General features: G+C 67.7%; 17 protein-coding genes. 10 read left to right on the top strand and 7 right to left on the bottom strand.

The window, feature by feature from the left end:
* Positions 1–467: hypothetical protein (locus ATO4_RS25870; RefSeq protein WP_210191144.1), on the bottom strand; the 467-nt coding region annotated here is incomplete at its 3' end.
* On the bottom strand, positions 464–1492 hold the full coding sequence (locus ATO4_RS25865; protein ID WP_083594935.1) for a tripartite tricarboxylate transporter substrate binding protein: 1029 nt from the start codon (positions 1490–1492) through the stop codon (positions 464–466). The genes ATO4_RS25865 and ATO4_RS25870, both read right to left, overlap by 4 nt.
* Before the next feature lie 138 nt (positions 1493–1630).
* On the opposite strand from ATO4_RS25865, the gene ATO4_RS25860 reads away from it, so the two are divergent.
* The 9 genes from ATO4_RS25860 (at position 1631) to ATO4_RS25820 (ending at position 11273) form a co-directional block, all read left to right on the top strand.
* A complete protein-coding gene (locus ATO4_RS25860) occupies positions 1631–2503 on the top strand; it encodes a GntR family transcriptional regulator (protein WP_176223185.1) in 873 nt (290 codons plus the stop codon).
* Between the two features lie 27 nt (positions 2504–2530).
* The gene (locus tag ATO4_RS25855) at positions 2531–3502 is read left to right on the top strand and encodes a LysR family transcriptional regulator (protein WP_245308929.1); all 972 of its coding nucleotides are present in this window, start codon (positions 2531–2533) and stop codon (positions 3500–3502) included.
* 125 nt (positions 3503–3627) lie between these two features.
* Positions 3628–4638 (top strand): tripartite tricarboxylate transporter substrate binding protein, encoded by a 1011-nt coding sequence (locus ATO4_RS25850; RefSeq protein ID WP_083594930.1) that lies wholly within the window; start codon positions 3628–3630, stop codon positions 4636–4638.
* A 386-nt stretch (positions 4639–5024) separates the two neighbouring features.
* A complete protein-coding gene (locus ATO4_RS25845; RefSeq protein ID WP_083594928.1) occupies positions 5025–5537 on the top strand; it encodes a tripartite tricarboxylate transporter TctB family protein in 513 nt (170 codons plus the stop codon).
* 6 nt (positions 5538–5543) lie between these two features.
* A complete protein-coding gene (locus tag ATO4_RS25840; RefSeq protein WP_083594925.1) occupies positions 5544–7100 on the top strand; it encodes a tripartite tricarboxylate transporter permease in 1557 nt (518 codons plus the stop codon).
* Positions 7100–7966 carry a shikimate dehydrogenase gene (locus ATO4_RS25835; RefSeq protein WP_083594922.1) on the top strand — a complete coding sequence of 289 codons (867 nt, stop codon included), beginning with the start codon at positions 7100–7102 and terminating at the stop codon, positions 7964–7966. The genes ATO4_RS25840 and ATO4_RS25835 overlap by 1 nt, the downstream gene beginning before the upstream one ends.
* A gap of 272 nt (positions 7967–8238) precedes the next feature.
* A complete protein-coding gene (locus ATO4_RS25830) occupies positions 8239–10134 on the top strand; it encodes a bifunctional sugar phosphate isomerase/epimerase/4-hydroxyphenylpyruvate dioxygenase family protein (RefSeq protein ID WP_083594920.1) in 1896 nt (631 codons plus the stop codon).
* 90 nt (positions 10135–10224) lie between these two features.
* Positions 10225–10686 carry a hypothetical protein gene (locus ATO4_RS25825; RefSeq protein ID WP_083594918.1) on the top strand — a complete coding sequence of 154 codons (462 nt, stop codon included), beginning with the start codon at positions 10225–10227 and terminating at the stop codon, positions 10684–10686.
* Positions 10683–11273: an RES family NAD+ phosphorylase gene (locus ATO4_RS25820; RefSeq protein WP_083594916.1), complete on the top strand. Its 591-nt coding sequence runs from the start codon at positions 10683–10685 to the stop codon at positions 11271–11273. The genes ATO4_RS25825 and ATO4_RS25820 overlap by 4 nt, the downstream gene beginning before the upstream one ends.
* 26 nt (positions 11274–11299) lie before the next feature.
* Here the strand turns inward: ATO4_RS25820 and ATO4_RS25815 are convergent, their stop codons facing one another.
* Positions 11300–14446: an efflux RND transporter permease subunit gene (locus tag ATO4_RS25815; protein WP_083594914.1), complete on the bottom strand. Its 3147-nt coding sequence runs from the start codon at positions 14444–14446 to the stop codon at positions 11300–11302.
* A gap of 5 nt (positions 14447–14451) precedes the next feature.
* Complete coding sequence (locus ATO4_RS25810; RefSeq protein ID WP_176223184.1) at positions 14452–15981, bottom strand: efflux RND transporter periplasmic adaptor subunit; 1530 nt, start codon at positions 15979–15981, stop codon at positions 14452–14454.
* Between the two features lie 94 nt (positions 15982–16075).
* Here ATO4_RS25810 and ATO4_RS25805 point away from each other — a divergent pair, with 94 nt between their 5' ends.
* Positions 16076–16594, top strand: coding sequence for a MarR family transcriptional regulator (locus ATO4_RS25805; protein ID WP_083594911.1), 519 nt, complete (start codon positions 16076–16078; stop codon positions 16592–16594).
* 102 nt (positions 16595–16696) lie between these two features.
* Here the strand turns inward: ATO4_RS25805 and ATO4_RS25800 are convergent, their stop codons facing one another.
* The 3 genes from ATO4_RS25800 to ATO4_RS27510 form a co-directional block, all read right to left on the bottom strand.
* Complete coding sequence (locus ATO4_RS25800) at positions 16697–18073, bottom strand: HlyD family type I secretion periplasmic adaptor subunit (protein ID WP_176223183.1); 1377 nt, start codon at positions 18071–18073, stop codon at positions 16697–16699.
* Positions 18074–18102: 29 nt separating this feature from the next.
* Positions 18103–19950: a type I secretion system permease/ATPase gene (locus ATO4_RS25795; protein WP_083594908.1), complete on the bottom strand. Its 1848-nt coding sequence runs from the start codon at positions 19948–19950 to the stop codon at positions 18103–18105.
* Positions 19951–20582: 632 nt separating this feature from the next.
* Positions 20583–21071 carry a hypothetical protein gene (locus ATO4_RS27510; RefSeq protein ID WP_139802707.1) on the bottom strand — a complete coding sequence of 163 codons (489 nt, stop codon included), beginning with the start codon at positions 21069–21071 and terminating at the stop codon, positions 20583–20585.
* Between the last annotated feature and the right edge of the window lie 175 nt (positions 21072–21246).

Here is a 21246-nt window from a genome sequence, read left to right as displayed (position 1 = left end):
GGGGGGGGGGGGAGCAGCCAGATCCGCCGCTCGCCCTGTACGAGAAGCGCCAGCGCGATGAACACGGCCGTGCCGACGTCGAAGCCGACGAAGGGGACGGTGGCGGCATAGAGGCCGGTGAGGACGAGGAGCAGGACGGGCTGCCGGTCGGCGCCGGCCAGCGCAGCGAAGCCGACGCCGCGCCGGACGATGTCGCCCAGCGCCGAGACGAGGATCGCGCCGGCGCCGACGACGGCGGCGGGCAGGATCAGGAGATAGTCCGCAACGGTGCGGGAGGACTGGACGACGCCAGTGGCATAGACCGCCATGGCGGCCGCCGCGACAAGGGCGAAGACCAGCGCCCCCGCCCCGACTGGGTTCGGCTCGTCCGGCGCCGTCGTCTCCGATTCCGGCCCGGCAGGCATCGTGGCGGCAGCGGCGGGCGACTTCCCCTCGCCCGCCGCGCCGGCCCGAGCGCCCCCGCTCATTTCTTCACGACCTCCGAGTAACGCCCCAGGGCCTCATAGGCGTCGTCGACCATCGCCTGGCTCTTTTCCGGGCCGACCCAGTCGGCGCCGAGGCCGGCCTTCTTCGCCGCGTCCCTGTATTCCGGGCTCTCGACGACGGCCTTGTAGGCCGCGACGAGCGTCTCGTAGCGCTCCGGATGGTCGGTGACGAAGGCGCTCGGCACCAGAAGACCGGTGATGTTGCCGCCGACGATCGGCTGCTTGTCGGCGCCGAGCTTGGCCATCACCGCGTTGAACAGCGGCGCGTCGGTGCCCTCGGGCTGTTCGTCGTTGACGACGGCGAGCACCCGCAGCTTGTCGGAAATGCCCCGCGCGCCCTCGGCCGCGAGGATCTCGAAGTCGACCTGGTTGCCGGCGAGCGCGGTGCGCAGCGGCGCGCCGCCATTGTAGGTGACGAACCGCACGTTCTCCGCGGGGATCTTCAGCGCGTCCATCATCATCAGCGTCTGCAGGTGGCCGCCATTGCCGTAGATGATGCCGGAGGAGACCTTGCCCGGCTCCTTCATCGCCGCGACCAGATCCTCGAAGCTCTGGTAGGGGCTCGCCTCGTTCACCGCGACGATGGCGTAGTCGTTCCACTGGGCGTTGAGGAGCTCGAAGTCCTCCCAGGAGACCGGCGCGCCGCCGACGAGGATGGCGTTGGCGAGATAGGGCGTCGCCTGCATCAGGAGCAGCGTGTTCCCGTCGGCTTCCTGGCGGGCGACATAGGTGGCGCCGAGACCGCCCGCCCCGCCCGGCCGGTTCTCGACGACGACCGGCTGGCCGTGCTTCTCGCCCAGCGGTTCGGCCAGCGTGCGCGCCATGCGGTCGGCGCTGCCGCCGGCATCGAAGGGCACGACGATCGTCACCGGGCTGTCCGGCCAGTCCGCGGCAACGGCGCCTGTCGCGCCCGCAAACGCGCCACCAACGGCCAGAAGCGCCAGGGCGGCGATGCCAGAAAGCTGCGCGACGACGCGGCGACGCGTCGGCTTCGATGATGATGTCATGTCGTCCTCCCACGGATCTCAAGCTCCCGTGAAAGGCAGCATAGGCCTAATGTCATGTCAATAGGACATTTCCTGTACAACCGCGCTGCGACGGGCTACAATCGCCGGAAAGGGACGCCCGCAGCGTGGGCGGCAAGCATGTCGGAGGCGACGGTGCGCAGGGACCGGGCGGCAGGCGACGAGGCGATCGAGAGGCGCGACGTCGTGGAAAATGCGGATCTGGCGGAAGGCCGCGAGATGCCTTCGACCCGGCGTCTCGGCGACGAGCTGGCGGCGATGCCGAAGCATCACCGGGTCTATCTGGTGCTGCGCCAGGAGATCCTCGACGGGCGGCACGGCCTGGTGGCACCGATGCCCGGCGAGGTGGCGCTGGCCAAGGAGTTCGGCGTCTCGCGCATCACCATCCGCACGGCGATGGACCGCCTCACCCAGGAAGGCATCGTCGAGCGCATGCGCGGCCGCGGCACCTTCGTGCGCGAGCGCGGCGATTCCCCGATCGGCGCGAGCCTGTCCGGTAACCTCGAAAACCTCATGGCCCTCGGCCTTCGGACCGACGTGCGGGTGGTCGATGTCGACTATCTGCCCGCCCCTCCGGCGGTCGCCGCCGAGATGGATCTTCCGGAGGGGACCACGATGCAGCGGGCGGTGCGGGTGCGCAGCCTCTCCGGCGTGCCGTTCAGCCATCTGACGACGTGGCTGCCGGAGGAGATCGGCCGCAGCTTCACGCCCGAGGAGCTCGGCCGCGAGCCACTCCTGAAGCTCATCGAGCGGACCGGCCGCAAGGTCGCCAGCGCCCGCCAGGTGGTCACCGCGATGCTCGCGGCCCCGGACGTCGCGCGGCACCTGAAGGTGGAGGTCGGCGAGGCGCTCCTGTCGGTGCGCCGCACCGTCCATGACGGCGAGGGCCGGCCCGTGGAGCGGATCTTCGGCCTCTATCGGCCGGATCTCTACGAGCACGAGACGAGCTTCTCGCGCAATCCGGACCGGAGCGGCGGCATCTGGAAGGCCTGAGGGGGGCGGATTGCGCTCGATCCGGGGATGGCTCTACCCTTGCCGGCGGCGGCGGAGGAGGTCGCGGCAGGCATGCTGACGCTGAAGCAGATCGAGATCGTCCGGGCGGTGATGGTGAGCGGCTCGATCGCCGGTGCCGCGCGGCTGCTGAATGTCAGCCAGCCGGGCATCAGCCGGGCGATGAAGCACATCGAGGGCGCCCTCGGCATCCGCCTGTTCAACCGGGAGGCCGGGCGCTATGTCCCGGCGCCCGAAGCCGTGACGATCTTCTCGCAGATCCAGGAAGTCCACCAGCGCGTCACCAACCTGCAGGAGGCCGTCGGGCGGCTCGAGCGCGGCGAGGCGGTGGAGCTGCGGATCGGCTCCGTCCCGTCGATCGCGCAAGGCATGATGCCGCGCGCCATCGCCGCGGTGCGCCGGCGCTATGCCGACCTGCGGATGAACGTCGAGATCCTGAAGATCGAGGAGGCCATCGACTACATCCTGATCGGGCGCGGCGAATGCGTCGCCATGAGCTACCGGCTCGACCACCCCTCGATCCGCTTCGAGCCGCTGGCCGCCGGCCATCTCGTCTGCGTGACGGCCAACGACCATCCGCTGGCCGGGCGCGGCAGCGTGCGGGCGAGCGAGATCGTCGCCCATCCGCTGATCGGCATCGAGCCGACGGATCCCTACGGCCGCATCATGGCGGAGATCTTCGAGCGCGAGGGGCTGCCCTACGACGTCATCGTCAAGGCGAGATTCGGCAGCACCGTCGCCGCTCTCGTCGCCCAGGGGCTCGGCATCGCGGTCCTCGACGTCTTCACCGCGGCGGACCTGCCGCGCGACCGGCTCGCCGTCGTCCCGATCGAGGAGAACACCCGCTTCGAGACCTTCGTCGCCTCGCGGGCGGGCACGGTCCTGTCGAGCTTCGCCCAGCGCTTCGTCGAGGAACTGCGACGCGAGATGACGCTCGTCGCCAGCCAACGCAGCGGCAGAAACCATAACGGCAAGGTATAGATGGAGCGCAGATTGGTATTTGCGTTATCGGGCGCGCAATGAAAATGTGCCCGCCCAGGATGCCGCGAGTCGGGAGGCGGCGTCATCACGGAGGACACCCGACGCATCTTCCAGGGAGGAACACCATGAGATTGCATTCGCTGTTCGTGGCCGCGCTCGCCGCGACCGTCGCCTTCGCGGCCTCGCCGAGCCTCGCGCAGGATTATCCGACCAAGGAAATCCAGGGCATCATCCAGTGGGGCGCCGGCGGCTCGACCGATACGGTGATGCGCGCCGTCACGCCCAAGGCCGAGGAAGTGCTCGGCCAGTCCATCGTCCTGCAGAACGTCACCGGCGGCGTCGGCGCCATCGGCCTGAACAAGGTCGCCGGCAGCGATGCCGACGGCTACACGCTTCTGATGGGCGCGGAAAACCCGCTGCTCTACAAGGTGATGGGTCTCGGCCAGAAGGACTATTCCGACTTCGTGGCGATCGACATCCTGGCCCGCGGGACGCCGATCCTGGTCGCCCGTCCGGACGCGCCCTACGACACCTACGAAGAGATGATCGCCTACATCAAGGATCATCCGAACGAGGTGAAGTTCGGCTCCACCGGCCCCGGTGGCGTGCCGTCCGTCGTCACCGCGATGATCGAGAACGCCGAGGGCGAGCTGCCGGTCACCTTTATCCCCTATGACGGCGACGGCCCGGCGCTCACCGCCCTCCAGGGTGCGGCGATCGACGTCATGCCCGCGGTGCTCGGCGCCGCCATCGAGGGCGTCAAGGCCGGCAAGATGAAGCCGCTCGCCATCATCGCCAAGGAGCCGGTGGAGCAGCTGCCGGACGTCAAGCCGATCACCGAGGCGAACGACGAGTTCGCCAAGTTCCTGCCATGGGGTCCGTTCTTCGGCATCTTCGCGCCGAAGGGCACGCCCGAGGACGCGGTGACGAAACTGCAGGATGCCTTCAGCCAGGCGGCGAACGAGGACAAGTTCAAGGAACTGATGCAGAGCCGCGGCTTCATCCTGATGAACGTCGCCGGCGAGGAGGCCGAAGAGTTCATGCAGAACTGGCAGTCGAACACGACCTGGCTGCTCCATGACGCCGGCCTGACCAAGAAGTCGCCGGAAGAGTTCGGCATCAAGAAGCCCGAGTAAGGCGAATGCGGGCGCGGCAGCAGACGCCGCGCCTCTCTCTGCGAGGGACGGACAGCGATCTCGTCGTCGTGGCAGATCTGGGCGATGGAAATCACTGGAGAGGTGCGCGGCATTTCAGCCTGCACCGGTGGTGGCGGGCGAAGCGGAGAAACCCCTCTGGCGAATGCTGTCGTTGAGCGAGTTCCTCGCTGAGCCGATGAATTCGCTTTTTCCTCCACAAGGGGGGATCGGGCTTCCACCGCTGAGCAAGAAACGCCAGACACGGAGTTCCGCTCCTCTGGCGACCGCTCTGCACAGGGCGGCACACCACACGCCGCATTGCATTCCGGCTGCCTAGAGGCCAGACCGTCCTACCCCTATCGACAACCTGCCTGGGAGGCAAAGCCATGGCTGCCAGACGAGCGCGTCGGCCGGGAGAGCTGGTGTTCACCGCGCTTCTTCTTGCCGCGAGCCTCACTCTCCTGTGGACCGCCTACGGCATCGCCGGCCTGGAGTCGCTGAGCTCGCCCGGCGCGGTGCCGATGGCGACCACCTTCGCCATGGCCGTGACGGCGGCGATCGTCCTCGTCAAGACCGCCCGCAGCCCCGCCGCCGAGGGCGAGAAGATCGGCCGCGACGTGCTGCCGCCGACGGTGGCGATCTTCGCCGTCATGCTCGTCGCCTATGCCGTCCTCCTTAAGCCCCTCGGCTTCCTGCCGACCTCGGCGCTCTTCCTGGTGGTGTCGATCAAGCTCCTGTCGGCGCGGTCCTGGACCTATGCCGCCGCCATCTCGCTGCTCAGCCTGACGCTGATCTACGGGCTCTTCCGCATCGTCTTCACCGTCCTGATGCCGCCGGGCATCGTGCCCGAGGGCGAGATCCTGTCGGCGATCCGCGGCCTCTTCGGCGGGGGGCTCTGAGAAGCGATGGACGCCATCCTCGCCTTCCTGACCGTCTTCACCCGGCCCGACCTCTTCGCCCTCGTCGCGGTCGGCACCTTCGCCGGCGTCTATGTCGGCGCGATCCCCGGCCTGTCGGTGACGATGGCCGTGTCGATCCTGATCTCCTTCACCTTCTCCTGGGACGTCCTGCCCGCCATCGCCCTGATGATCGGCATCTACATGGGCGGCGTCTATGGCGGCTCGCGCACGGCGATCCTCCTCAACATTCCCGGCGCGCCGTCGGCCATCGCCACCGCCCTCGACGGCTATCCCATGGCGAGGCGCGGCCAGGCGGGCGAGGCGATCGGCATCACCACGGTGATGAGCTTCATCGGCGGCTTCGTCGGCATCGTCGTCCTCGCCGTCGCCGCGCCTTTCGTGTCGGATTTCGCCCTCTCCTTCCAGCCCCGCGACTACATGCTGCTCGCCGTCCTCGGTCTCCTTCTGGTCGGCTCGCTGGCGGGCGAGTCCCTCGTCAAGGGCATCTTCTGCGGCGCCCTCGGCCTGATGCTCGGCTCCGTCGGCATGGATCCCCTCACCTACACCGAACGCTTCACCTTCGAACTGCCGCTGCTCCAGTCGGGCATCTCCTTCATCGCCGTGATGATCGGCCTGTTCGGCGTGTCTGAGGCGCTGTCGCAGCTCCACGACATCGACAAGGCGGCGGTCCGCCAGACGATCGCGCGGATCGTGCCGTCCTGGTCGACGGTGAGGAAGCACCTGCCGCTGTCGATGCAGACCTCCACCCTCGGCGTCATCATCGGCGCCCTGCCCGGCACCGGCGGCGACATCGCCGCGCTGATGGCCTACGACCACGCCAAGCGCGTCACCCGCAATCCGGAACGCCAATTCGGCGACGGGGCGATCGAGGGGCTGGTGGCGCCCGAAACCGCCAACAACGCCGCCGTGGGCGGTGCCTTCATCCCGATGATGACGCTGGGCATTCCCGGCGACGCCGTCACCGCCATCATGATCGGCGCGCTGTTCATCCACGGGCTCAATCCCGGCCCGATGCTGATGGTCGAGCAGCCGGACATGTTCTGGTTCATCGTCGGCGCGCTGGTGCTGGCGAACTTCTGCATGCTCTTGTTCGGGCTCACCGGCATCAAGCTGTTCGTCAAGATCGTCGAGATGCCGCGCACCGTCTTGGTGCCGCTGATCATGCTCCTGTCGATCGTCGGCGCCTATGCGGTGAACAACTCGATCACCGACGTCTACTGGATGCTCGGCTTCGGCGTCTTCGGCTATTTCCTGAAGCTCTACGGCTATCCGCTCGGCCCGATCATCCTCGGCGTCATCCTGTCGCGCCTGCTCGACGACAACTGGCGGCGGGCGATCCTGTCGGAGCGCGGCAGCCTCGCGGACTTCTTCATCGGCATGGTGACGAGCCCGCTGTCGCTGGTGCTGTTCCTGTCGGTGATCTTCATCTTCATCTCCCAGACGCCGCCGTGGAAGCGCTGGCGCCTGCGCCGCGAGGCGCTGCGGGCGAAGGGCGATCCCGCCAGGCCCGCCGCGGCGAAGACCAGCGAGGAGAAGCTCTGATGCCGATGATCTCGTCTTCCGCCTTCGGCACGCCGGAAACCCTCAGCCTCGGCCTGATCGGCCAGGGCATCGCCCTGTCGCGCACGCCGGCGATGCAGGAGGCCGAGGGCGCGGCGCACGGCTATCGCACCGTCTACCGGCTGTTCGACACCGGCGTGATGGCGAGCCCGCCGCCGCTGGACGATCTCCTGAAGGCGACGGAGCTCTGCGGCTATGCCGGGCTCAACGTCACCTATCCCTACAAGATCGCCGTCCTCGACCACCTGGACGACCTCGGGTCCGAGGCCGAGGCGCTCGGCGCCGTCAACACCGTGGTGTTCCGGAACGGCCGGCGGATCGGCCACAACACCGACCTCGGCGGCTTCTCCGGCAGCTTCGCCGAGGAGATGGCCGGCGTGCCGCGCCGCCGGGTGCTGCAGATCGGCGCCGGCGGCGCCGGTCTTGCCGTCGCCTTCGGGCTTCTGGCGAACGCCGTCGAAATGCTGTGCGTCTTCGACATCGACCGGCTGCGGGCGGAAGGTCTCGTCGCAGCGGTCGCCAGGCGCTTCGGCAGCGATCGCGTCCGCCTCGTCCACGACCTCGAAGGCGCCTATGACGGCATCGTCAACGCGACGCCGATCGGCACCGACAAGCGGCCGGGCACGCCCTACCCGTTGGAGCGCCTGACCAGGGAGGTCTTCGTCGCGGACGTCAACTACTTCCCGCTGGAGACCGCGCTGGTGAAGGCGGCGAAGGCGAAGGGCTGCCGGGCGATGGGCGGCGCCGGCATGGCGGTCGGCCAGGCGGTGCGCTCCTTCGGCCACTTCACCGGCCTGGAAGCCGACCGGGAGCGGATGATGGCGACGTTCCTGGCGCTGGGGGTGTAAGGGTCACTGCTTTCAACCATGCCGGCGGCGTACCCCCCTCTGCCTGCCGGCATCTCCCCCACAAGGGGGGAGATCGATCTCGTCCCAGACCGGTCGCAGCCGGCAGAAGTCGGAATTGCCGATGTCGTTTCAGGCAGGGCAAGGGAGCCCGACACAGCTGATCTCCCCCCTTGTAGGGAGATGTCCGGCAGGACAGAGGGGGCGCTCCGGCGCCGGCGCCACATATGACGCAAGTCATCGACCTCGAACTATCGCACCCCAAAGGAGCCCCCATGAAAACGGCGATCGCGACGGTCTCGATCTCGGGCGACCTCACCGAGAAGCTCTCCGCCATCGCCCAGGCGGGCTTTTCCGGCGTCGAAATCTTCGAGAACGACTTCCTCGCCTTCGACGGCGGTCCGCGCGAGGTCGGCCGCATCATCCGCGACCATGGCCTCGAGATCTCCCTCTACCAGCCGTTCCGCGACTTCGAGGGCATGCCCGAGCCGCAGCGCCAGCGCGGCCTCGACCGGGCCGAGCGCAAGTTCGACGTGATGGAGGAACTGGACACCTCGCTGATGCTGGTCTGCTCCAACGTCTCGCCGATCAGCCTCGGCGGCATCGACCGGGCGGCAGCGGACTTTGCCGAACTCGGCGAACGGGCGCAGAAGCGCGGGCTGAAGATCGGCTACGAGGCCCTTGCCTGGGGCCGTCACGTCAGCGACCACCGCGACGCCTGGGAGATCGTGCGCCGGGCCGATCATCCGGCCGTCGGCCTCGTCCTCGACAGCTTCCACACCCTCGCCCGGGGCATCGACCCGGAGACGATCCGGCGCATTCCCGGCGACAGGATCGCCTTCATCCAGCTCGCCGACGCGCCGAAGATCGACATGGACCTTCTCTACTGGAGCCGGCACTTCCGCAACATGCCCGGCGAGGGCGACCTCGACGTCGCCGCCTTCATGCGCGCCGTGATGGCGACGGGATATCAGGGCGTCGTCTCGCTGGAGATCTTCAACGACCAGTTCCGCGCCGGCTCGCCCCGCTCGATCGCCATCGACGGCTACCGCTCGCTGATGAACCTGATGGACCGGGTGCGCCGGGAGGAGCCGGGCGTCGTGGTCGACATTCCCGAAATGCCGCCCCGGATCGCGGTCGGCGGCATCGAATTCGTCGAATTCACCGCCGACGAGGCCGAGGCGGAGGAACTCGGCGCGCTGTTCGGCGCCATGGGCTTTGCGAAGGCCGGCCGGCACGTCTCCAAGGACGTGACGCTCTACCGCCAGGGCGAGATCAACCTCGTCGTCAACACCGAGCGGGAGGGCTTTGCCCATTCGGCCTATCTCGTCCACGGCACCAGCGTCTGCGACATCGGCCTGAGGGTCGAGAATGCCGGCGCCACGATCGCGCGGGCCCGGGCGATGAAGGTCGAGCCCTTCGAGCAGCCGGTCGGGCCTGGCGAATTGAAGATCCCGGCGATCCGCGGCGTCGGCGGCGGGCTCGTCCATTTCCTCGACGCGACGAGCGAACTGCGCGACGTCTGGGACGTGGAGTTCCGCACCGGCGAGCCGGCCAAAGTCGTGGAGGACGCCGGTCTCACCCGCATCGACCACCTCGCCCAGACGATGAACTACGAGGAAATGCTCACCTGGACGCTGTTCTACACGGCGATCTTCGACACCCGCCGCACTCCCATGGTGGACATCGTCGATCCCGGCGGGCTGGTGCGCAGCCAGGCGATCGAGAGCGCCGACGGGGCGCTGCGCATCACGCTGAACGGCGCGGAGAACCGCAAGACGCTGGCCGGCCACTTCATCGCCGAGAGCTTCGGCTCCTCGGTCCAGCACATCGCCTTCCAGACGGACGACATCTTCGCCACCGTGGAGCGCCTGAAGCACGCCGGCTTCCGGCCGCTGCCGATCAGCCAGAACTACTATGACGACCTCGAGGCCCGCTTCGGGCTCGAACCCGATTTTGCCGATCGCCTGCGGGCGGAGAACATCCTCTACGACCGGGACGGGGACGGCGGCGAGTATTTCCAGCTCTACAGCCCGAACTACGGCGAAGGCTTCTTCTTCGAGATCGTCGAGCGGCGCGGCGGCTATGACGGCTACGGCGCCGCCAACGCCCAGTTCCGCATCGCCGCCCAGAAGCGCGGCCTCAGGCCGAAGGGCATGCCGCGGGGGTGAGACCGGCGGGCGTGAGACCGGCAGAGGTGGTGAGTGGTTGTCCAGGTTGTCGCGGTTGACACAAGCTTCAGACGCCCTCATCTTGGCCGCATGAGCAACGCTTCCCCCCTGCGCGCCGATCCGGACGACATGGCCGGCGCCTTTGCACCCGACGCGAGGGCCCGGGCGATCCTGCGCGGCCAGCGGATGATGCGCGAGGATCTCAGGAATGCCGGCGGGGCCTTCGACCTCGGCGAGGTCAGCGAGGTTCTGGGCTCGATCTCACGGCAAGCCGTCGACAAGAAGGTCAGAGACGGCACGCTTCTCGCCGTCCCGGGACCGGGCAACCGCCGCCGCTACCCGACGGCGCAGTTCGACGACGACGGGCAGCTGGTGAAGGGCCTGCGCGAGGTCCGGGCGGCCCTGCCGACGAGCAATCCCTGGATGATCCTGAACTTTCTGGTCAATCCGGACGCGATGCTCGATGACCAAGCCCCGATCGCGCTGTTGCGGGAAGGCCGGATCGACGCCGTCGTCGAAGCGGCAAGGCGCGTGGGCGAACAGGGCTCTTGAGCGGGCCGCTGCAGCCGGCAGATTTCGGGCGGCGCCATCCGAATGTCGCCGAGGTGCCGGCAGGTACGATCTTCCACCGCTTCCACACCGCCGCATTCGACCCGGTGTTCTTCGATACGTCCCGCTCCGGCCGGTTGAATGCCCCCGATGCGAGCTACGGCGTTCTCTACACAGCCGCCACGCGCAGGGGCGCCTTCGCGGAGACGTTCCTGCGGGTTCCGGGCCGCACGCTGCTCGCGCCCGACTTCCTCGCCGGAAAGGCCTATGCAGGGCTGAAGACGACGCGCGCCCTGCGCCTGCTGCAGCTTCACGGCAACGGCCTCGCCCGGATCGGCGCGACGGCGGAAGTGACCCATGGCGGCCTTCCCTACGACGTCCCGCAGGCCTGGTCCGCGGCGATCCACGGGTATCCCGGCGCATTCAATGGCGTCGCCTACACGGCTCGGCACGACGACGGCGAGATCTGCCATGCGCTGTTCGGCCGGGCCGCCGATTCCGTCGAGACGGTCGAGCGGGTCGCCGACCTTCGCACCGGCTGGTTCTTCGACCTCCTCGACCACTACGGCGTCGGCCTTACGCCCGGATAGCCTCCGGAGCGCCGCTGGAACCCACATCACCCCGCCGGCGCGCTCGTCTCCTTCGGCTCCTGCCCCTTGCCGCGGCGGCGGGCCACCCATTCCGTGATGCTCATCACCACCACGTAGAACACCGGCACGAAGAACACGCCGAGCACCGTTGCCGAGATCATGCCGCCCATGACGCCGATGCCGATCGCCTGCTGGGCGCCGGAGCCCGCTCCCGTCGCGAGGGCGAGCGGCGTGACGCCGAGGATGAAGGCGAAGGAGGTCATCAGGATCGGGCGAAGGCGCATCCTGGCGGCATGCAGCGTCGCCGCCATCAGCTTCTCGCCGCCCTGACGGAGTTCCTGAGCGAATTCGACGATCAGGATGGCGTTCTTCGCCGCGAGGCCGATTGTCGTCAGGAGGCCGACCTTGAAGTAGATGTCGTTGTCCTGGCCGGTCAGATACGCCGCCAGGACGGCGCCGAAGACGCCGACGGGCACGACGAGGATGACCGAGAACGGCACCGACCAGCTTTCGTAGAGCGCGGCGAGGCAGAGGAAGACGACGACGAGCGAGATCGCGTAGAGCGAGGTCGACTGGGAGCCTGAGAGCCGCTCCTGATAGGACTGTCCGGTCCAGGCGGGGCTGAAGCCGCCATCCAGCCCGGAGACCAGCGTCTCCATGCGGTCCATCGCCTGGCCGGAGCTCGTTCCCGGGGCGGGCGCGCCCTGGATCTCGATCGCCGCCACGCCGTTGTAGCGCTGGCGTTGCGGCGAACCCTTGGTCCAGCTGGCCTGGGTGAAGGCCGAGAACGGCACCATCTCGCCGCTGGCGTTGCGCACATACCAGCGGTCGATGTCGCTGGGCACCATGCGGAAGGGTGCATCGGCCTGCACATAGACCCGCTTCACCCGCTCCTCGTTCAGGAAGTCGTTGACGTAGGAGCCGGCCCAGGCGGTGGAGAGCGTCTCGTTGATGTCGGAGACGCCGACGCCGAGCGCGCCGGCGAGGCGGTTGTCGATGTCGATCCGGAACTGCGGCTGCTCGGCCTGACCGCTGCGGCGGACCGATGTCAGCTGGCTGTCCTGGTTCGCCTCGGCGATGAGTTCGCCCGCCGCCGCCTCGAGGCGATCGTGACCGGCGTTTCCGGTGTCCCGGAGATACATGTCGATGCCGCCGGAGGTGCCGAGGCCGCGGATGGCCGGCGGCGACAGGGCGATCACCGTCGCGTCGCGGATCTGCGAGAAGGCGCCCATGGCCCGGCCGGCGATGGCGGCGGCGCCGGCGGACGCATCGGTGCGGTCGTCGAAGTCCTTCAGCTTGACGAAGACCAGCGCATTGTTCTGGCCCGAGCCGGAGAAGGAAAAGCCCAGCGCCGCAAAGACACTGGCGACGTTGGCCTTCTCCTCGTCGAGATAATACTCCTCGACCCGCTCCACCACCGCCTCGGTGCGCCCGTTTGTGGCGCCGGGCGGCAGCTGGATCATGGTCATCAGCACGCCCTGGTCCTCTTCCGGCAGGAAGGAATTGGGCAGGCTCGAAAAGACGTACCAGGCGCCGCCGCAGATCGCGAGGAAGACGACGAGCGCCGGCAGCGGCCGGCGGGAGAGCTTCCCGGTTCCACCGACATAGCCGTTGGTGAGTTTGGCGAAGCCGGTGTTGAAGCCGCGGAAGAGGATGTTCTTCTTCTTGCCGTGGGTGGGCTTCAGCATGGTCGCGCACAGCGCCGGCGTCAGGACGACGGCCACCAGCACCGACAGGAGCATCGCCGAGACGATGGTGATCGAGAACTGCTGGTAGATGACGCCCACCGAGCCGCCGAAGAACGCCATGGGCAGGAACACCGCCGACAGGACGAGGGCGATGCCGACGAGGGCGCCGGTGATCTCGTCCATCGACTTTTCCGTCGCCTCGACCGGCGACAGGCCCTCCTCCGTCATGACGCGCTCGACATTCTCGACGACGACGATGGCATCGTCGACGAGGAGGCCGATGGCCAGCACCATGGCGAACATCGTCAGCGTGTTGATCGAGAAGCCGGCAAGCGACAGGACGCCGAAGGTGCCGAGCAGCACCACCGGCACGGCGATCATCGGGATGAGCGTCGCCCGAATGTTCTGCAGGAACACCAGCATCACCACGAAGACGAGGCCGATCGCCTCGAACAACGTGTGGTAGACCTTCTCGATGGACAATTCGACGAAGGGCGTCGTGTCGTAGGGATAGACGATCGAGACGTCCGCGGGCAGCGTCGGCTTCAGGCCCTCGAGCGCGCTGCGGACCCCCTCGGCGGTGTCGATGGCATTGGCGCCGGAGGCCAGCGACACGCCGAAGCCGGCGGCCGGATTGCCGTTGTAGCGGGCCGAGGACTGGTAGCTCTCGGCGCCGATCTCGACGCGGGCGACGTCGCCGAGGGTGACCAGCGAGCCGTCGCCCTCGGTCTTCAGGATGATCGAGCGGAACTGGGCGGGCGTCTCGAGCTGGGTCTGCGAGGTGACCGTGTAGTTCATCTGCGCGCCGCTGGTCTGGGGCAGCGCGCCGAGCTGGCCGACCGAGACCTGGACGTTCTGGGCCTGGATGGCGGCGGTGACGTCCGACGGCGTCAGCTGGAATTCGGCCAGCTTGTTCGGGTCGAGCCAGATGCGCATGGCATAGCCGGAGCCGAAGATGTTGAGGTCGCCGACGCCCTCGACCCGGCGCACCGTGTCCTCGAGATTGGTCGACACCATGTCGGCGAGATCGGTCGAGTTGTAGCTCGGATCGCTCGAGGTGAGCGCGGCGACCATCAGGATGCCGGAGGAGGATTTGGTGACCGTCACGCCCTGCTGCTGCACCGCGTCGGGCAGCTGCGACTCGACGACCGACAGCTTGTTCTGGGTCTGGACCTGGGCGGTGTCCACGTCCGTCCCCGTCGCGAAGGTCAGGGTGATCGACGCGGTGCCGGCATTGGTCGAGGACGAAGACATGTAGAGAAGGTTGTCGAGGCCGGTCATGTTCTGCTCGATGACCTTCGTCACCGAGTTCTCGATCGTCTCGGAGCTGGCGCCCGGATAGGTCGCGGAGATCGACACCGACGGCGGCGCGACCTCGGGATACTGGGCGATCGGCAGCTGGTAGAGCGCCAAAACGCCGAACAGCATGATGCCGATGGCGATGACCCAGGCAAAGACCGGGCGATGGATGAAGAAGCGCGCCATCGGGCCTACTCCCCGGCGCCGTTGGCCGCGCCGCCGTCGGCCCCGCTGCTTTTCGTCCCGCTACTGCTTTTTGGCCCTCGGCTTTCGGCCGACGCATCGCCTGCGCCGGGCTCGGTGGCCGACGCATCGCCGACGCTTGCCGGAGACTCTGCCTGTGCGCCCTCGGCCTCCGCCGTTCCCGCGGCCGAAGCGGCCGGCGCGGTATCATCGGCGGCGGCGCTTCCGCCGCCCGGAGTGCCCTCGCCCTTGCCGCCTGTCGTCGTCGCCGGGGCATCCGACGCATCGACCGCCTGGACGAGACCCTGATCGTCGATGGTCACGGCGACCGGCGTCACCCTGGCGCCGGCCCGCACCTTCTGCAGCCCGTCGACCACCAGCCTGTCGCCCGCCGAGACGCCCTTCGTCACCCACCAGTCGTTGCCGATGTCGGTGGAGACCTCCAGCACCCGCTCCTCCACGGTGCCGTCGTCCGTGACGAACATCGCCGTCGGCTCGCCCCTGGCGTTGCGCGAGACGCCGCGCTGCGGCAGGAGGAAGCCGCTCTCGTCGATCGCCAGCTGGATCGTGCCGCGCACATACATGCCCGGAAGCAGCGTGTCCTCGGGATTGGGAAATTGCGTCCGCACGGTGAAGCTCGACGTCGTCTCGGAGACGAACTGGTCGGCCGCGTCGATCGTCCCGGTCTGCGGATAGGTCGAGCCGTCGGCGAACCGGATCCTCACGACCGCCTTGCCGGGATTTTCCGGGCCGACCAGGGCGCGCACGCCCCCCTGCCGGATCTGGTCGCGGAACTTCATGAGGTTGCCGGAGGATTCGGTGAGGTCGACATAGACCGGATCGATCTGGCGGATCGTCGCCAGCGCCTCGGTCTGGTCGGCGGTGACGAGATTGCCGGCATCGGCGGGATCGGTGCCGATGCGCCCGGAGATCGGCGCCTCGATGGAGGTGTAGTCGAGATTGAGCTTCGCGGTCTCCAGCGCCGCCTCGGCGACCGCGACATCCGCCTCGGCCTGGCGGAAGGTGGACAGGGCGGCGTCCCGGTCCGACTGGCTGATGACGTTCGAATCCGTGAGGTCCTGGTAGCGCTCGTATTGCAGCTGGGCGGAGGCGAGAGCCGCCTGGTTCTTTTGCAGCGTCGCCTCGGCGGAGGCGACCTGCGCCTGATAGGAACGGTCGTCGAGCTTGTAGAGGATTTCGCCCTTCTCCACGTCGGCGCCTTCCTCGAACAGCCGCTCGGTGATCAGGCCGCCGACCTGCGGGCGCACCTGCGCCGTCTGGAAGGCCACCACGCGGCCGGCGACGGCGGCGGTGATCGACACCGGCTGCGGCTCGATCGTCACGACGCCGACCTGCACCGGCGCCTGCTGGCCGCCCTGCTGACCGGCAGCCCCGGAGCCTTCGCCGCCGCCATTGCCCGAGCTGTCCGAACAGGCGCTCGTGGCGGCAAGGCACATGGCGAGGCCCACCGCGACGGCAGCCCGAGCGACGACGCGCCGCAACCGATAGGCCCCGTTCGAAAGCCGAAACTCTGTCATGCGTCGTCTCCAGCCGATCGTGCCGCCGCGACTTGACGGGGCAGCGCGAGCGGTCCAATACATGCAAAGTTGCATCTAATGCAAGGACGTTAGAATGAAGCCCCGCCAGGATGGCGACATCGTGAACGCCTTCCATCGCATCCATGCGGATGTGATGTCCCGCGTCTTCCCGCACATGGCGCGCTTCCTGAAGGGGCAGGAACTCTCGTTCCAGCATCTGGTGGCGATGTTCAGGATCAAGTTCGCCGGTCCCCAGAGCATCGCCGCGATTGCCAGCGAAGTGGAGCTGACGCAGACCGCGGCAAGTCGCATGGTCGACCGGCTCGTCAAGGCCGGTTTTCTCGACCGGGCGGAGAATCCGGGGGACCGGCGCCAGAAGCTCGTCACCCTGACGGACAAGGGTGCGGCGCTCCTGGCCGAGCTTCCGGCGATCACGCTGCAGAGCTACGAAGAGGTGCTGTCGCCGGCATCCGACGATCTGGTCGGCCGGCTGGCCGGCCCGATGACGGAGCTCTGCCGGCTCCTGCCCAAGCGACCGAACGATCCGGGCGCGGTCGCGGGCGACGGAGAAGCGGCCGCCCCTCGTTCAGGTGAGCCGCGCGGCACCGAATGACACGCGACGACGGTCGCCACCTTCGGCGGTCCTGCCCCGCCCCGCCTCGCGGCGGGCCGTCAGGCGACCGGGGCGGCGGCCACGATCATGCCGCCGGGGCGTTCACTCCCGGAAGGCGCGGGAGAAGCTGTCGGTGATCGGCTGGCTGAGATAGTCGAAGAAACTGCGATCGCCGGTCTTGATATAGGCTTCGACCGGCATGCCGGGGGTGATTTCCTCCACCGAGAGCTCTGCCGGGAGCGGTTCCTTCAGCTTCAGGCGGGCGGTGTAGTAGGGCTCGCGGGTCTGCGGATCGGTGAGGCGGTCGGCGGAGACGTAGCTGACGGTCGCGTCGGCCGTCGGCGTCGTGCGGGCGTTGAGCGAAGTGAAGCGCAGCCGCGCCTCCTGGCCGTTCTTCACCGACGTGATGGTCTGCGGCGGGATGCGGACCTCGACGATCAGATCCGCCGCCGTCGGCAGGATCTGCATCAGCGTCTCTCCGGGCCGCACCACGGAGCCGACCGTGTTGATCATCTTGGCGACGATGATGCCATCCGCCGGGGCGCGGATCACCGAGCGGGAGAGCACGTTCTCGGCGGCCCGCAGCTGTTCCGTCGCACCGGACAGCGAACTCCTGACGTCGTTGAGCTCGCTGGCGGCGGTCTCGACCCGCTGGCTGTCGAGGCGGGCGGCCTCCTGCCGGGTCTGGACGATCTGGGTCTTGGAGGCGAGAAGGCTGGAGACCACCTGCCCGAGCTGGCCGACGAGATCGGCCTCGGCACGCACCAGCGCGGTGTATTCGGAGCGGTTGGTCAGCCCCTTGCCCAAGAGATCGCTCTTGCGGGCCTGCTCTTCGCGCACGACCTGGATCTGGCGCTCGAGCGCCTGCTTCTGGGCGTCCATGCCCTCGGCCTGCTCCTGCAGCGCCTGGATGCGCGCCGCCATGATCGCCTGCTCCTGGCGATGCCGCCCGAGTCTGGCCGTGAACTCCCGGCCCTGCTCCTCGAGAAGGTTCATCACGTCGGCGGCCCGCGCCTTTTCGACGAGTTCCGGCTCGAACGCGATCGCGCCGTTGCCGTCGCGTTCGCTGGAGAGCCGGGCGGCCCGCGCCTCGAGACCGATGATCTGGTTGTTCAGCCGGTCCCGCTGGGCGGCGGCGACCGTCGGGTCGAGGTCGATCAGCGGCTGCCCGGCCTTCACATGGGCGCCTTCGAGGACGTCGATCTTCCGGACGATGCCGCCTTCCAGATGCTGGATCGAGAGGTTCTGGCCCGCGGCGGCGACGACGCCCGGCGCCACGGCGGCCCCGGAGATCGGCGCCAGGGCGCCCCAGGCGCCGAAGCTGCCGAGGAAGGCGACGCCGAGGACGAGGCCGGTGACGCTGAGGAGCCTGGTGCCGGTCGGCACCTGCGCCGCCCAGCCGGGTTGCTTCACGCCGGCGCCAGCTTTGGCCGCGGGGGCCGGCATCACGAGGCCGAGGGGTTTCTTCGCGTCGCTCATGGTCATGGCACTCCCGTGTTCGTCGCGGTTCAGTTAGCCGGCTGCGGCGGCTTGCGTCCGCCGGTCACGACCGTCGGAAAGCGCCCCTGGGGCACCGGGTTTGCGCTTCCGGTCATCACGCCGGCGGCCATCGGGTTCATCATCGGAGCGGGAGCCATGCCGCCGCCGGCCGCGGCCTGGGCAGCGCCCGCCTGCATGCTCTGGCGCATCGCCTCCCGCGCGGCCTGGACCTTCTCGGCCTGCCGCTGGAACACCGCGTCGCGCGGCCCGTAATCCTCGATCGCGCCGTCCCGCATGACCAGGACGCGGTCCGCCCTTTCTGCGACCTGCCGGCGCTGGGTGACCAGAAGGACCGTCACGCCCTCCTGCTTGGCATGGGCGAGCGCCCGGTCGAGGGCGAGGTCGCCGTCGGCGTCGAGGCTGGCATTCGGCTCGTCGAGGACGAGGAGCTTCGGCGACCCGAAGAACGCCCTCGCAAGGCCGATGCGCTGGCGCTGGCCGCCGGACAGCTTCATGCCGGCCGGCCCGATGACCGTGTCGTAGCCGCGCGGCAGCTTCTGGACAAGGTCGTGGACCTCGGCCATCTGCGCCGCCCGGACCACGGCCGCGTCCTCGACGTTCTGGGCGAAGCGGGCGATGTTCTCGGCGACCGTCCCGGGCAGGATCTCGACCTCCTGGGCGAGGTAGCCGACATGCATGCCGAGGGCCTCGCCGTCCCAGTTGCGGATGTCGGCGCCGTCGATGCGCACCGCGCCGGACCGGATCTCCGCCGCACCGACCAGCGCCCGCACCAGGGTGGACTTGCCGGCGCCTGAAGGGCCGATGACCACGCAGCATTCGCCGGCCGGGACCTGGAAGGAGATGCGCTTCAGGAGCGGATCCGGGCTGGCGCTGCCCTGGGGCATCACCACGACGTTGTCGAAGGCGACGTCGCCGCGCGGCGCCGGCAGCGCGGTCTTGTCGGAGCGGCCGGCGCGCACGCCCTCGAGGCCCTTCTTCAGCCGGCCATAGGCCCGGCGGGCGTCGATGAAGCCCTTCCAGCCGCCGATCACCTGATCGATCGGCTGCAGCGCCCGGCCGGAGATCAGCGAGGCGGCGAAGATCATGCCGGCGGTCATTTCGCCCTGGATGACGAGATAGCCGCCATAGCCGAGAATGGCGATCTGCAGGCCCATGCGCAGGAAGCGCGAGATGCCGGAGAACAGCGCGTTGCGGGCATTGAGCCGATCGATCGCGCCGAGCGAGTTGCCATGCTGGCGCCCCCATGTCTCGACGGCGTTGCCGACCATGCCCATGGCGAAGAGGCTCTCGCTCGACCGGACAAAGGCCTGGGCCGAGAGGGTGGCGGCCATCGACGCCTCGCTGGCTTCGCCGCCCAGGCGGCTCGTCGCCCACTGATTGGCGAAGGCGATGAGGGCGAGCAGGGCCGCGCCGCCGAGGGTCAGCCAGAACAGGTGGGAATGGATGAGATAGAGCATGCCGATGAACAGCGGCATGAAGGGAAGGTCGAGATAGGCGAGGAGCGCCCGGCCGGCGACGAAGCTGCGCACCGTCGCCAGGTCGCGCATCGGCTGGACGTCGCCGAGGCTGGCGCGGGGGGACTTCAGCGACGCGACCAGCGCATCGGCGCCGTTCTCGGTCTCGAGCTGCGCCCCCAGCCGTCCGGCGATCATCGAGCGCAGGGCGTCGAAGGCGCCGAGCAGCGCCAGGGCGACCACGGCGATGATCGAGATGTAGACCAGCGTGTCGAAGGACGCCGAAACCAGGACGCGGTCGTAGATCTGCAGCATGTAGATCGGCTGCACCAGGAGGAGGACATTGACGACCAGCGTAAAGGCGAAGAGGACGATCAGGGAGCCCGTAGCCTTGGCAAACATCTCGAAGGTCCTCTTCTTTCGGCAGCGGCGGCCAACGAAAGCCGCCAGCGTTGAAAATGCGTCTCGTTCCGCCCTGGATAGCAGCATCGGCAGGTTGCAGATGTGACGCGCGTCACAGCGATCACCCTGCGGCAGATCATCTCACATTTCGTGTGCTAGCAAGCAACTGGTAAAAACACGATAACGCGCATTTGCGGTCGCTAGCCAACAGCGTGGACGACTTCGCGCGGGATTTCGCCCGCCTAGTGGATGGAGAACTGGAGACTGCTGGCGAGTGCGGCGCGGGCGCCGGGCGCCACTCCTCCTGCAAGAACGCCATGATGACCCCGAAGAAGCTGGAGGGCGCCCTCGTCGCTCGTCCGCGCCCGGTCGATCGAAGTCTTGCCGAGGGGCAAACCAGCCAAGCGCCGGCATGCCGCCCCACGCCGATCGCTTGCTCTGCTCGACGAGCCGAGATGATCGATCTGGAGATAGAAGGTCACCCGACCCGACCGAGCCTTCCACCTTCGAGCCGATCCGCGACTCGCCCGCGGAGACATGCTCGGAGACCATGTCGCCGCCGAAACACACAACTGATGGCACGATGGCTCTTGCGGCCATCAGTTCGCTTTACGGCATCCCATTTTGTCCGATCAAATCGACCGGAATCGCATATCCTTCATACTACAGTCTAGATCCGATCCGAAATACAGTCCGCGAGAGCCCATGATAGTAAAGGATTGAGGCCATCCGCCAGACGCAATCAGAAAGCTACCGTCTCGGCCTTTTCCGTCCACACATAATCCTGCATCAATCTCCACATCATTTTCTCTGTCGTTCACAGAAATTATTGAAATCAGTGGAGATTTTTGGAATGCAATCTCGAACTTCTCTCGATCATGAGAAAATTCATCGCCAATATATTCATCTATACGAAGAAATCCGTATTCATCATACTTCCCATCAATTGACTCCATTTCAATGGATGCTAAGCATGACCCTGCTGCAAACTGAAAATTAACAGTCTGTGGATACCTAAAACTCCCGTTCCCCCCATAAAAATCGAAAATGATCCGTTCAAGACCGCTTGGGGCAAGTGCTGAAATGAGGCCCAAGTTTATTGCTCTAAATACATGCGTCATTATCTTTATCTCTCAGCCGTGGAGACTCACGCTCTCCACCATCGCTTTCATTGACGTCGGTTCGCTACCCGCCTGTCTTATCAAGTCCGGAGCGTTCTCCCATAGGCCTGACCGGTCATTTCCTTCTAGTGGTTTGACTCCAACGCTTGGAACCCGCGATTTCTAGCAGCAATGA

Source organism: Aurantimonas sp. 22II-16-19i, from assembly GCF_002088275.1.
Lineage (GTDB): Bacteria > Pseudomonadota > Alphaproteobacteria > Rhizobiales > Rhizobiaceae > Jiella.
The sequence above is the reverse complement of the archived record's forward strand: the minus strand, read 5'-3'. Positions and strand labels throughout refer to the sequence as shown.

What these genes read in the sequence shown, in the direction of transcription:
- ATO4_RS25865 (WP_083594935.1), bottom strand. Translation starts at nt 1,492, where the DNA reads ATGACATCATCATCGAAGCCGACGCGTCGCCGCGTCGTCGCGCAGCTT.
- ATO4_RS25860 (WP_176223185.1), top strand. Translation starts at nt 1,631, where the DNA reads ATGTCGGAGGCGACGGTGCGCAGGGACCGGGCGGCAGGCGACGAGGCG.
- ATO4_RS25855 (WP_245308929.1), top strand. Translation starts at nt 2,531, where the DNA reads ATGGCTCTACCCTTGCCGGCGGCGGCGGAGGAGGTCGCGGCAGGCATG.
- ATO4_RS25850 (WP_083594930.1), top strand. Translation starts at nt 3,628, where the DNA reads ATGAGATTGCATTCGCTGTTCGTGGCCGCGCTCGCCGCGACCGTCGCC.
- ATO4_RS25845 (WP_083594928.1), top strand. Translation starts at nt 5,025, where the DNA reads ATGGCTGCCAGACGAGCGCGTCGGCCGGGAGAGCTGGTGTTCACCGCG.
- ATO4_RS25840 (WP_083594925.1), top strand. Translation starts at nt 5,544, where the DNA reads ATGGACGCCATCCTCGCCTTCCTGACCGTCTTCACCCGGCCCGACCTC.
- ATO4_RS25835 (WP_083594922.1), top strand. Translation starts at nt 7,100, where the DNA reads ATGCCGATGATCTCGTCTTCCGCCTTCGGCACGCCGGAAACCCTCAGC.
- ATO4_RS25830 (WP_083594920.1), top strand. Translation starts at nt 8,239, where the DNA reads ATGAAAACGGCGATCGCGACGGTCTCGATCTCGGGCGACCTCACCGAG.
- ATO4_RS25825 (WP_083594918.1), top strand. Translation starts at nt 10,225, where the DNA reads ATGAGCAACGCTTCCCCCCTGCGCGCCGATCCGGACGACATGGCCGGC.
- ATO4_RS25815 (WP_083594914.1), bottom strand. Translation starts at nt 14,446, where the DNA reads ATGGCGCGCTTCTTCATCCATCGCCCGGTCTTTGCCTGGGTCATCGCC.
- ATO4_RS25810 (WP_176223184.1), bottom strand. Translation starts at nt 15,981, where the DNA reads ATGACAGAGTTTCGGCTTTCGAACGGGGCCTATCGGTTGCGGCGCGTC.
- ATO4_RS25805 (WP_083594911.1), top strand. Translation starts at nt 16,076, where the DNA reads ATGAAGCCCCGCCAGGATGGCGACATCGTGAACGCCTTCCATCGCATC.
- ATO4_RS25800 (WP_176223183.1), bottom strand. Translation starts at nt 18,073, where the DNA reads ATGAGCGACGCGAAGAAACCCCTCGGCCTCGTGATGCCGGCCCCCGCG.
- ATO4_RS25795 (WP_083594908.1), bottom strand. Translation starts at nt 19,950, where the DNA reads ATGTTTGCCAAGGCTACGGGCTCCCTGATCGTCCTCTTCGCCTTTACG.
- ATO4_RS27510 (WP_139802707.1), bottom strand. Translation starts at nt 21,071, where the DNA reads ATGACGCATGTATTTAGAGCAATAAACTTGGGCCTCATTTCAGCACTT.